This is a genomic window from Streptomyces sp. NPDC060064 (assembly GCF_042736455.1).
GTDB lineage: Bacteria > Actinomycetota > Actinomycetes > Streptomycetales > Streptomycetaceae > Streptomyces.
Window position 1 is genome coordinate 1 of sequence record NZ_JBHWWF010000079.1, and the last position, 12,122, is coordinate 12,122.

At 66.8% G+C, this 12,122-nt stretch carries 8 protein-coding genes; 5 read left to right on the forward strand and 3 right to left on the reverse strand.

The features are described 5' to 3' along the window. The first annotated feature begins 298 nt into the window (after positions 1-298). Together sbnA and ACFWDI_RS40125 are read left to right on the forward strand one after the other, a co-directional pair. Complete coding sequence (gene sbnA / locus ACFWDI_RS40120; RefSeq protein ID WP_385311952.1) at positions 299-1,381, forward strand: 2,3-diaminopropionate biosynthesis protein SbnA; 1,083 nt, start codon at positions 299-301, stop codon at positions 1,379-1,381. A 154-nt stretch (positions 1,382-1,535) separates the two neighbouring features. After that, the gene (locus tag ACFWDI_RS40125; protein WP_385311954.1) at positions 1,536-2,117 is read left to right on the forward strand and encodes a GNAT family N-acetyltransferase; all 582 of its coding nucleotides are present in this window, start codon (positions 1,536-1,538) and stop codon (positions 2,115-2,117) included. Between the two features lie 1,012 nt (positions 2,118-3,129). Here ACFWDI_RS40125 and ACFWDI_RS40130 read toward each other — a convergent pair. Next, positions 3,130-4,551 (reverse strand): cytochrome P450, encoded by a 1,422-nt coding sequence (locus tag ACFWDI_RS40130; protein ID WP_385311956.1) that lies wholly within the window; start codon positions 4,549-4,551, stop codon positions 3,130-3,132. Next, positions 4,548-4,745 carry a hypothetical protein gene (locus ACFWDI_RS40135; RefSeq protein WP_385311958.1) on the reverse strand — a complete coding sequence of 66 codons (198 nt, stop codon included), beginning with the start codon at positions 4,743-4,745 and terminating at the stop codon, positions 4,548-4,550. The genes ACFWDI_RS40130 and ACFWDI_RS40135 overlap by 4 nt, the downstream gene beginning before the upstream one ends. A gap of 554 nt (positions 4,746-5,299) precedes the next feature. Between ACFWDI_RS40135 and ACFWDI_RS40140 the strand changes: the two genes are divergently transcribed. Then, on the forward strand, positions 5,300-6,616 hold the full coding sequence (locus ACFWDI_RS40140; protein WP_385311960.1) for a cytochrome P450: 1,317 nt from the start codon (positions 5,300-5,302) through the stop codon (positions 6,614-6,616). A gap of 368 nt (positions 6,617-6,984) precedes the next feature. Here ACFWDI_RS40140 and ACFWDI_RS40145 read toward each other — a convergent pair whose 3' ends face one another. Beyond that, positions 6,985-8,106 (reverse strand): selina-4(15),7(11)-diene synthase, encoded by a 1,122-nt coding sequence (locus ACFWDI_RS40145; protein ID WP_385311962.1) that lies wholly within the window; start codon positions 8,104-8,106, stop codon positions 6,985-6,987. 329 nt (positions 8,107-8,435) lie between these two features. Between ACFWDI_RS40145 and ACFWDI_RS40150 the strand changes: the two genes are divergently transcribed. Next, on the forward strand, positions 8,436-9,641 hold the full coding sequence (locus ACFWDI_RS40150; RefSeq protein ID WP_385311966.1) for an MFS transporter: 1,206 nt from the start codon (positions 8,436-8,438) through the stop codon (positions 9,639-9,641). Between the two features lie 364 nt (positions 9,642-10,005). Beyond that, positions 10,006-12,063, forward strand: coding sequence for a discoidin domain-containing protein (locus ACFWDI_RS40155; protein ID WP_385311964.1), 2,058 nt, complete (start codon positions 10,006-10,008; stop codon positions 12,061-12,063). Positions 12,064-12,122: the final 59 nt, after the last annotated feature.

The following is a 12,122-nucleotide window of genomic DNA, read 5'->3' on the forward strand; positions in this document are numbered from 1 at the left end:
AAGTACGTCTACGACGAGGCGGTCCGCTCCGGAGAACTGCAGATCATCGACGACTTCTTCCACGAACTGAGCCGATACGGATGAGCCGGCCGAGAGCCCAGGAGGCATATGCAGGACTAATCCCAGGAGAGATCACCGGTCAAGTCGCCGCACGTCAGGGCGCACGAGACCGCGGCCGCTGACGCAGGGCCCCCGTCCGGCTCGGTTGGACACAGGCTCCCGCCCGCAAGACCGAGAAGCCCGCCCCACGGTCGGATGGACGTTCCGAAAGTGCTCTGCTGCAGATGAGGAGACCATCGTGCCCGTCATATCCGTTCCCTACGCCTTCAACGAAGAGGAGCTCTATGTCGACCTTCGGTCGATCTTCGGGCAGTCGCTCTTCCTGAAGTGTGAGGGCTTCAACTTCGCCGGCTCGATCAAGCTGAAAGCCGCGACCGAAATGGTGGAGACCGCCGAGCGGGACGGAGTCCTGACGCCGAATTCGATCCTGGTCGAGTCCTCGTCCGGAAATCTCGGCGTGGCGCTGAGCATGATCGCGGCGAGCAAGGGCTACCGGTTCCTGTGCGTGACGGACTCCCGCTGCAACCTGTCGACCAGGATGATGATGGAGGCCCTGGGCAGCCAGGTGCACATCATCGCCGGACAGGAGGCCAACGGCGGCTTCCTCGGCGCGCGGATCGAGTACGTCCGCGCGCTGTGCGCCTCCGACGACCGTTACGTATGGCTCAGCCAGTACACCAACCCGAGCAACTGGAAGGCGCACTACCGCAAGACAGCGCCGGAGATCGCCCGCCAGTTCCCGCACCTGGACGTGCTGTTCGTCGGGGCCGGCACCACCGGGACCCTGATGGGCTGTGCACGCTACTTCCGGGAGTGGCACCGTCCGGTGCATGTCGTCGCACTGGACAGCGTCGGCTCGGTGGCCTTCGGCGGTACCCCGGGACGCCGGATGATTCCCGGCCTGGGCATGAGCATCCGTCCACCACTGCTCGACGAGTCCTACGTGGACGAGGTAATACGCGTCGAGGAGGCGGACACCATCCGTGCCTGCCATCGTCTGGCCAGAGCGGGCTTCCTGTTCGGCGGATCCACCGGCACGGTGGTCAGCGGCGCCATGGGCTGGCTGGCCCGGCACGACGCGCGCGAACTCACCGCAGTGGCCATCGCCCCGGACCTCGGCGAACGCTACCTCGACACCATCTACCAGACTAACTGGCTGCAGGATCTGTACGGCAAGGACGTGCTCAACCCCGACAAGGTGACCACCGGTTCCAGGGCAGCCTCCCCCACGCCACCGACGCGGTCGGGCAGCCGGCCGGACCTCCAGAACGGCGACCTCAGTGGCAAGCGGCGCCATCAGCTCCAGGATCGTAAGACCTAGAAGCTCTGTCCAAGGAGGTCGGTGACGCAGGTCCCGCGTGAGGGATCTTGAAAGGGGTGCGGGCCTTCCGGCGACCGCCACCGCCGTCGGTCCAGCCGGTCTCACCGCCGGGAAAGTCGGTTGCGCTCGTGTGGTGTGTGAGCAGAATCAGCCCGTGCAGATCCTGTCCTTCCCCGAAGAAGCCACTCCGTCCGAGCTCCGCGTGCAGGTGCGGGAGATCCAGGAGCAGGCGTGGCCGTCCACGCGCGTCTCGCTCACCCCTGCCGATGCGCCGACCCACGATCCTGTACTGCGGCCGTGGTCGATGCTGCTCATGGACGAGGGCACGGTGCTGGCCGCGCTGGACATCCTGTCCAAGGAGATCGCCCATACGGGTCGGCGCTATGCCGCTGGTGGGCTGAGCACAGTGGTGACGCGCCGGGAGGCTCGTGGTCGCGGACATGGCCGCCGCCTGGTTGCGGCGGCCCGGGAGACGATGCTCACCCAGGGTCTGGACCTGGGGTTTTTCACCTGCGACCGCCCGCTCCAGGCGTTCTATGAGAGCGCGGGCTGGAACCTTCTTCCTGGGACAGTGCTCATCGGAGCAACACGGCAGGTTCCCTTCCCGAGCGACCAGCCCGGCTTCGACAAGGTCACGATGGCCGACTTCTTCTCGGCCGAGGGCAGGCAGGCCCGGGCGTCGTTCCGCCACTGCCGCATCGAGCTGCATCCAGGAGAGATCGACAAGCTCTGGTGACGCCCCGGGCAGGTCGACATGACCCTCATCGGTGCCGCACGCAGAATTTCGCAGCTCTGCGGCCCCCTCCGGCATTGGGTTCGGCAGACGCATCGTGATCCACCGAAGGGAAATTGACATTTCCTGCTTCGCATGGTGAGCGCCTGTACGGGTGGTGCATCCCTGGGCACGGTCGTAGCGTCGATTCAGGAACAACCGTTGGAAGAAAGGGGCGTCATCACCACCGACGACTGCTCCTGACGGGCAGATCGCAGCGCGCGGGGAGTCAGGTGTACACGGAGGGCCGCGTAGGCTCGAAAAGAGGCAGCTGGGAGCCGACATGCAGAGACACAAGCTCAAGACAACGGTCATGCTGTGTGCTGCCACAGCGCTCGCAGCAGCGGTAGTACCGGCATCCGCTTCCGCAAGGGCACCCTCGCCCGCTCAGGTTGTGGCCGTCGACTGTTTCTCGCATTCACAGATACGCCCCGGCGACTTCTTGCTCGCCTGCGGGGATGGCAACAACCGCCTCATCAAACTCCGATGGTCCCATTGGGGACCGACGTCCGCTGCGGGCAGCGGACTCGACGTGGTGAATGACTGTCAGCCCTACTGCGCGGCAGGCAAGTTCCACTCCTACCCTGTCACCGTGAGGTTCGACCGCCCAGAGACCTGGCGGAAGCATCCTGAGCTACAGCATTTCACCCGGCTGCGACTCATCTACACCGACAGCAAGCCACCGCCGGCGCAGCGGGAAATGACTTACAAACTCTGGGAGTGACGATTGCCAAGTCCCTCGGTCACCTCTGCACAACAAACGGTTCCGCGCCGGGTGACGCCTGCGCCGGCTCATGTTCGAGGCAGCGCGCCGCCTTGTGCCGGGCGGCGGCAGCGCGGGGGCGCTCGAGCGGCCTTGGCCTCGGCCGGCTGAGGGACCCGAAGCGCATGCATCGCAGCCACTGATGAAGCGCGGTGCTCATCCGCACGAAGGGGCCCGGACATAAGGTCCGGGCCCCTTCGGTGTTCCGTGCTGTCAGCGCGCGCGGCCCTTGAGGAACCTCCTCCACCACGGCCTGCGCGGACCGCTGGTGGCGGGCTCGCCTGCGGCCGCGGGCAGCGTGGCGGCGGGGAGCGGCTGTGCCTGTGATGCAGCCGTGCCGGTGCCGGCGGTCCTCTCGTCGCTGGTATGCGGCCGCTGAGGTTTGAAGGTTGCCGGAAGGCTGTCGAGGCGGCTGGATACCAGTGACGCCGTCTCCGTCAGCTCGGGCTCGGCAACGGCGAGTTCGAGGTCGGGGACGCGTGCGAGCAGGGTGTCGATGCCGGTGTCGGAGATTGCGCGGCCGATGTCCTGCCCAGGGCATTCATGGGGCCCGCCGCTGAAAGCGAGGTGCGAACGGTTGCCGTGCACGGGGGTGGTGAGGTCGGGCCGGATCTCGGGGTCCACGTTCCCTGCAGCCAAGCCCAGCATCACCATGTCACCCTTCCTGATCTGCTGGCCTCCGAGGAGGGTGTCGCCGGTCGCCCACCGGTTGGGCACCACCGCGAGCGGCGGGGCGTCCCACATCACCTGCTCGAGGGCATCCGGCAGTGTCATCGACCCGCCGGAAAGATTCGAGCGGAACCGCCGGTCGGTCAGCACGACCCGGAGGGTGTTGCCGATCAGGTTGGTGGTGTTCTCGTGTGCGGCGACGATTGCCTGCCGCAGATGCTCGGTCACTTCGTCATCGGTGAGCTGCGACTGGTGATGCAGCAGAGAGCTGGCGAAGTCCTTGCCGGGCTTGTCTTTCTTCCGCTTCACAAGGTCCGTCATGACGGTGACGACGAACTGGTTGCTCTGCAGCGCGGATGGGGTGCCCTTCACCATGTCCCGGACCGCTGTGCCCAGGATGAGGGCGTCCTGCTCCCGGATACCGAACTGGCGGGCCAGGACCAGGCTCGACAGCTGCTCTGCGAAGTCGGCAACCAGGTCGACCCGTCCCGTAGGGGCGAAGCCGTCGATCAGCTGATGGGTGTAGCGGACGACGTGCCGGCGGATGCCGTGACGGTTCAACTCGTCGAGACTGTCGGTGACCGCGCTGCGGAGCCGGGCATGCTCCTCACCGTCCGCGAAGACGATCAGGCGTTGCCAGGCCGTGAGGGGCAGCAGAGGTGAGTCCGCCGTCAGCTGGACGTTCCATATGCGGGAGTCGCAGGAGAACAGCGACGGAGTGCGCATCACGTCCAGATTCTCCCGGTGCCCGAGGACGAGCCAGGCTGGTACGTCTCCCGGCAGCAGGACCGGTGCCACCGGACCGTGCGCTTCGCGGAGCTTGGCGTACAGGGCACGGGGAGCGTCTCCCGCCTCCGGCCCGTACAACCGCTGCGGGCCCGTCGACCCGAGGCCGTGGGCGGGGCAGCCGGGAGGCGGCGCGGACGCGGCCGAGAAACCGTTTGATTCTGGATACGAGGTGGTCACAAGGCCTCCGGGAAGCAGCAATGACGTAAGGAGCGCAGACTGCCCGGCTCGTCGGCCTCGGCCACATCCGGGAGTTCGCCGCCGCCATCCCTGATCACATCGCGGGCGCTGCCGGCTGATGGCCGGCAGGCGAGCACACCAATGGTCAGCGAGAAGCGCAGGGGGCACACCACAAGAACGGGAGCGCTGAACACGGAACGAGGGTCTCCTCGGGGCTGAGGACGGAGCAGGAGCGCAGCGCAGCATATCCATGGTCCGCTCAGCTCTCTGCTACGGGTCTGGCATGAAACATGCCTGTGGGGGCGCCCAGTTGGGGTCGCCAGCTGCGTTGCTGCCGACCCGGTGGCGACATGGTGAAGCCGCGGGGACAGCTGCGTCAGCCGCGTCGAAGGCCGTGCTGCCCGCCTGTGCCTACACCCTGCGCTCCTCTACTGGCATCATGCCAATCGCAAGCGCGAACGAAGCCTCGAGGTCCGTGCCAATTCCCCGTCGCACCACAGGCCTCAGCGGACTGTGCGCCCGATCGAGCTCACTGAGGCAACGGCGAGAGCCCGCGCCGCATACAGCCATAACCCTTGTTACTCCCCCCAGACCCACAGGCCTCATGCCTCCCCCAGAGACGCCGGACAATCGCGACTGCCGGACCACGGCAGTACACCTCAGCCTCGAGGCCGACAGGTCGGCGCACCATACCGAGCAAAGGACTGAATAAGTGTCACTTGGGTTGCAATCGGCCAGTTCCCCGTCTGTGCCGCGTGCCCCTGGAGCCGTTCCGCTCCTCGGCCACGTCCTCCAGCTCGTACGCGATCCCTTCACCTTTTTGTCATCGCTGCGCCAGCACGGTGACGTCGTGCGGGTCAACCTGGGCACGTTGCCTGTCTACTTCGTCACCTCTGCCGACCTGGCACAGGAAGTGCTGGTCAGACAGGCGCGCAGGTTCGAGAAGGGCCGCTTCTTCGACCAGCTGAAACCCCTGGTCGGCAACGGCATCGCCACCGCCAGCGGCGAAGTGCACCACAGGAACCGGCGACTGCTGCAACCCATGTTCACCAAGGAACGGATCGCCGGCTACTCCGACATCATGAGCCGGAATGCGTGCGCTCTCGCCGACGCCTGGCAACCGGGCCAGACGGTGGACCTGGAACTGGCGATGGCCGAGTACAGCATCGAGACGCTGGCCGAGACCCTGTTCTCGACCGACATCGGACGCCCGGCAGTGAAGGCCGTACGCGACAACCTCCCTGTCGTACTGGCGAACCTCCTCAAACGCGCCATGTCCCCCAAGGCCTTGGACCGGCTACCCATCAGGGCCAACCGGGAGTTCGACGCCGCCGCAGCCAGCCTGAAGAGCGTCATCGACGACGTGATCGCCGCAGCACGCCGCGAAGGCACCTCCGACCGTAACGACCTGCTGTCCCTCCTCCTCAAAGAGAAGGCCCTGTCCGACACCGAAGTCCGGGACGAGCTCAGCACGATCCTCTTCGCCGGTGCGGAGACCACCGCGGCCAGTCTCGCCTGGACCTTCCATGAACTGGCCTCCCACCCCGACGTCGAGAAGAAGATCGTCGCGGAGATCCACGAAGTCGTCGGAGACCGTCAGGTCACCATCCAGGACATACCGAAGCTCATGGGGATACGCCGCGCACTGGACGAAGCTGTGCGCCTCCACGGCGTCACGCTCCTGATGCGCCGAACCACGACGGAGGTGGAGCTCGGCGGTGTCACCCTCCCGGCAGGCACGGAGGTCGCATTCAGCCTGTACGCCATCCACCGCGATCCCAACGTCTTCGACGACGCCGGCACCTTCAACCCCGACCGGTGGCTGCCCGAGAACCGGGACAACATTCCCCGCGGAGCGTTCACCCCCTTCGGCGCGGGCAACCACAAATGCATCGGCGATCAGTACGCCTGGACCGAGGCAACCATCGCCCTCGCGACACTGCTCTCCCAGTGGCAGTTCACCCCGGTTCCCGGACACACGCCCAAGGAAGTGGCCTCAGCCGTGGCCCATGCCGACAGCATTCCGATGACCGTTACCCGGCGTGCTCGAGACACGTCTCGGTGATCGGCCCCATGGCCGACGTTTCCGTATCTGCGGAAGAATGCTTGCGCCTCCGCCGCGACCTGTAAGGCGCTACGGAACTGCTCGATCCGGGGCGTCCGGAACCATCTCGGATCCGGACGCCCCTTCGCGTAAGTGCCCTCCGAGCAGGGGGTGTCGGCGAAGGAATTCGATGTTTCCGGTCGTTGTGGAGGACGACCGCGGCGAACGCGACACAGAGGACTCCTCCCGCAGGGATTCTGCCTAGGCGTCAGGCACAGCCAGGCATTCGGCTGGACGCCCACAACCGGCGACACCCCCGATTCACGGTCACGGATGGAGGCACAACCCCGAAGCTCTCGGTCATGCCTCCGCGGTGTCCCGAAGCGGGATCAGGCGGGACCAGGGGTGTACCGGCTCGCTGCGGACGGAACCCTGGACTGGTCCAGTGGCGCCGTTCGGGAGACGGGCACCAGATCCCACCACCATGAGATCGAGGGGATGTCCAGCGGGTCGGTGCTGTCGTCGGTCGGACTGTCGGTGAACGACGAGGGAAGGGCGGCCGGGTCGTCGGGCGTGGTGTAGCGCAGGGAACTGATGCTCCAGTCCTGGGTCGCCCGGATGAAAGAGGAGAGGCCGCGCAGATACTTCCGTACCTGCGGGCTGCCCTCGTCATCCAATTTCGCACGCAGGCTGAGGAAGAGACACATCACGCGGTCGCGCTGGGCTATCGCCTTGGTCAGCGCCTCGTCCGGTGTCAGCGCGTACTCGTGCTCCAGCACCCGGATGACGTTCAGGTAGTAGCCCGTCCCGCGGCTTTCCTTGTGGTGTGAGTAGATGTCGTTGTCCCACGTGGTGATGAACGAGGTCATCTCGGAGGCGGCCCGCACCGCTTTGCTGTCCCGTTCATGGGGCTGGAGTTCAAATCCGTGCCCCATCTCCAAAAACGGCTGCACCACGGAGGTCGCGCCGTCGTAGAGGCGCATCAAGGTGTAGTCGTTCAGACCGGGAACCCGGCTCGCGGCGCGGTGCTCCGCCTCCCACACCACGGCGAAGAAGTACTCGCGCAGGGTGTCCACCCACCGCCCGGCCTGCAGGGCCGTTCCGCAACGGGACACCCGCAGTGTCAGATCGCGCAGCCCCTCGGCGAGGGGGTCGTCCGTGAGCATGGGCGACTCGGGGTTCTGCGCAATGCGCAGCAGACGGTGCAGCGCCGCCGCCAACTCGCCCGGTTTGTCGCCAAGATCGCCTTCCTCGCAGTAGCCGTCGTCCACGCCGAAGAGCCAAATGACGAAGTCGGAGAGAAGCGAGACGACCTCTTCCTGCCCCTCAGGAAGGATTCGAGCGGCGAACACGCCGATGTCCTGTGTGACGAGGCGGCTGCGCCACTCCTGTGATCCGATATCGAATGTGTCGGCCCAGGCTGCCGTCCGTGCATCGATGGCTGCGTGGTTCGGGTGCACGGCGGACGGGATGGGAGCGTACGTCGGCGGAACTGCCAGTGCGTGAGTCACTCTTGATTCCCTCTCAGTTGTCGGCGCGCGAGCACTCAGGCTGGCGTTCACGGACCATGGCCGAAACCACACGCTGAGTGATCAACTACGGCGCATCGTACTGACGGGAAGTCAGCCCTCCAATACCCCCTTCCCGCAGAGGAGGCCGATCGCCGCCCGTGCAGCCCGCACCGTCGCCGGCGGGATCTCCCCGATTGCCAAGTCCCTCGGTCACCTCTGCACAACAAACGGTTCCGCGCCGGGTGAGGCCTGCGCCGGTTCACGTTCGGGGCAGCGCGCCTCGTGCCGAGCGGCGACAGCGAGGGGGCGCTCGTAGGGTGACGTGCGTGATGGTTCGCGAGGGCGCGGTGAACGCAAGCGGTGGTTGGCGACCGGGCTATCCGGCTGCGGCAGCGGTGTTCGCCATCGGGATGGCCGGGACCACCCTGCCGACACCGTTGTACGGGCTCTACCAGGAACAGATCGGCTTCTCCGAGCTGATGGTGACCGTTGTCTTCGCCGTGTACGCCGTCGCGGTCATCACCGTGCTGCTGGTGGCGGGAAACTACTCCGACGAGGTCGGCCGCAGACCTGTCCTCCTGTGCGCCATGGCTTTGTCGGCCGCGAGCGCTGGATGCTTCCTCCTGCAGAGCGGTCTGCCTCTGCTCTTCGCGGGGCGGCTGCTGTCCGGCTGCGCGGCCGGCCTGCTGAGCGGCGCGGCGACAGCGGCCGTCATCGAGTTGGCCGGTCCTGGACAGAAGGCGCGTGCCGGGTTCGCCGCCACCGCGGCGAACATGGGTGGTCTGGGCTGCGGGCCACTGTTCTCCGGCCTCCTCGCGCAGTACACGCCCTGGCCGCTGACGTTGCCGTTCTTGGTCCACCTCGGGCTGGTGGCTGTGGCCAGTGGGATCACCTGGTTCCTGCCGGAGACCGTGGCGGAGCCGAAGCGATGGCCGCCGCTGAAGCCGCAGGGAGTCACCGTGCCGCCGGAGGTGAAGGGTGTGTTCGCGCCCGCCGCGCTGGCGGCGTTCGCGGGCTTCGCGCTTCTCGGGCTGTTCACGGCAGTCGCGCCGAGCTTTGCCTCGCAGACGCTGGGTGTGCACAACCTGGCCGTTTCGGGCGCGGTGGTGTTCTCCGTGTTCCTCGGTTCGACCGTCGGGCAGTCCCTGACACAACGGATCGGCGCGCGCCTCGCGCTCCCCGTGGGGTGCGGCATCCTCGTTGTGGGCCTGTTGTTCGTGGCGTCATCACTGATCGCCGAATCCATGCTCCTGCTCGTCCTGGGCGCCCTGAGCGGCGGCACCGGCCAGGGACTGGCCTTTCGCGCGGCACTCACCCTGGTCAGCGGCGCGGCCCCGGCACAGCAACGAGGCGGCACCATTTCGGCGTTCTTCGTCGTCGCCTACACCGGGATCTCGGTGCCGGTGGTCGGTGTCGGCGCCATGGCCACATGGCTCGGGCTGCGCCAAGCCGGGCTGATTTTCACGGGCTGCGTGATGCTGCTGGCGGCGGGCGCGGGAACATACGCTGCGCGCCGGCCGCCGACGGGGGTGTAGCCGGGCGCCCGTGGGGGCCGCGCTTCTTGACGGTCTCGGAGCAGCACTGTGCATCGGTCCACGGGACCGATCGGCGACGGCCATCCACGAGATGTGTTGCGGGAGAGAGGCCGTCGCCCACGGTCGCGGTTGGTCCTGAAGGCCTGCTCGACCGCCATCGCCCCTGCCCACCCGACGAGTTCGGCGGATCGGCGGAGCCATCAGGTCGGCCGTCCCGGACTATTGACTCCGAGTGTGATAGTCGCGATTCTCGTCGCACCGCTTACGCGGGCCATGACAACCCACCCCAGGGACGGACGTGACCCCGGACGGCATCGGCTCCTCACCCCCCACCATCCGCTTACCGAAGGCATGAGTGATGCCCATGACTCGACACTCGCACCGCAAACGCAGGCCCATCGCGGTTCTGTCGCTGCTCCTCACCGTGGTGGCCATGGTCCTCGGCACAGCGCCCAGTTCCTCGGCCGAGTCCGGCTGGTGGACCCCGGCCGCGCGGCCCGCGCCCGACTCCCAGATCAATGTCACGGGCGAGCCCTTCAAAGGGACCGACTCCCAGGGGCAGGTACGGGGCTTCGTCGACGCACACAACCACCTGATGTCCAACGAGGCCTTCGGCGGCCGGCTCATCTGCGGCAAACCGTTCTCCGAACTGGGGGTCGCGGACGCACTCAAGGACTGCCCCGAGCACTACCCCGACGGCTCGCTCGCGATCTTCGACTTCATCACCAAGGGTGGCGACGGCAAGCACGACCCCAACGGATGGCCGACGTTCAAGGACTGGCCGGCCCATGACTCGTTGACCCACCAGCAGAACTACTACGCCTGGATCGAGCGGGCCTGGCGCGGCGGTCAGCGAGTGCTCGTCAACGACCTCGTCACCAACGGCGTGATCTGCTCGGTCTACTTCTTCAAGGACCGCAGCTGCGACGAGATGACCTCCATCCGCCTGCAGGCGCAGAAGACGTACGACATGCAGGCCTACATCGACAAGATGTACGGCGGCCCGGGCAAGGGCTGGTTCAGGATCGTCACCGACACCGCGCAGGCCCGCCAGGTCATCCAGCAGGGCAAGCTGGCCGTCGTTCTGGGGGTCGAGACCTCAGAGCCGTTCGGATGCAAGCAGATACTGGACATCGCGCAGTGCGGCAAGGACGACATCGACCGCGGTCTGGACGAGCTGCACAAGCTGGGCGTACGCAGCATGTTCCTGTGTCACAAATTCGACAACGCCCTGTGCGGGGTCCGTTTCGACGAGGGCACCCTCGGCACGGCGATCAACGTCGGCCAGTTCCTGTCGACCGGCACCTTCTGGAAGACGGAGAAGTGCAGAGGTCCGCAGCGCGACAACCCCATCGGCATCGCGTCGGCGCCCGGGGCGGAGAAGGAACTTCCGCAGGGTGTGAAGGTCCCGTCGTACGCCGCGGACGCACAGTGCAACACCCGCGGTCTCACCGAGCTCGGTGAGTACGCCGCGCGCGGCATGATGAAACGCAAGATGATGCTGGAGATCGACCATATGAGCGTCAAGGCCGCGGGCCGGGCCCTGGACATCTTCGAGTCCGAGTCGTACCCCGGCGTGATCTCCTCGCACAGCTGGATGGACCTCAACTGGACCGAGCGGGTCTACGGTCTCGGCGGCTTCATCGCCCAGTACATGCACGGCGCCGAGGGGTTCACCGCAGAGGCGAACCGGACGAAAGCGCTGCGCGACAAGTACCACGTCGGCTACGGCTACGGCACCGACATGAACGGTGTCGGCGGCTGGCCGGGGCCCCGCGGTGCGGACACTTCGAACCCAGTGCGGTACCCCTTCCGCAGCGCCGACGGAAGCGCCGTCATCGACAAGCAGACCACCGGCGAGCGCACCTGGGACATCAACACCGACGGCGCCGCGCACTACGGTCTGGTCCCGGACTGGCTGGAGGACATACGGATCGTCGGCGGCAAGGGTGTCGTGGACGACCTCTTCCGCGGCGCCGAGTCCTACCTCGACACCTGGAAGGCGTCCGAGAACCACAAGGCCGGGGTGAACCTTGCCGCAGGCTCGTCCACCTCGGCCAGTTCGTCGGAGTGGAGCCTGTTCACGAGTTACGCCCCCGACAGGGCCGTGGACGGCAACGCGGACACCCGCTGGGCAAGCGACTGGAGCAACGACCAGTGGCTCCGGATCGACCTCGGGGCACCGAGCCTGATCAAGCGCGTCACCCTCAACTGGGAGCGCGCCTACGGGAAGGCGTACCGCATCGAGGTCTCCACCGACGGCACGAACTGGCAGTCCGTATGGTCCACGACCGCCGGCGACGGCGGCCTGGACACGGCACAGTTCACCGGAACGACAGCCCGCTACGTACGCATCCACGGGCTGGAGCGCGGCACCAACTGGGGCTACTCCCTCCACGAAGTCGGCGTCTACAGCAGCTGACGACACCGATGGAGCACCCGGGGCCGGGGCCGGCCGGATCAGCTCTCCTGATCCGGCCC

Coding starts and splice junctions, on each gene's coding strand:
- ACFWDI_RS40150 (WP_385311966.1), top strand. CDS start 8,436: ATGGTTCGCGAGGGCGCGGTGAACGCAAGCGGTGGTTGGCGACCGGGC.
- ACFWDI_RS40155 (WP_385311964.1), top strand. CDS start 10,006: ATGACTCGACACTCGCACCGCAAACGCAGGCCCATCGCGGTTCTGTCG.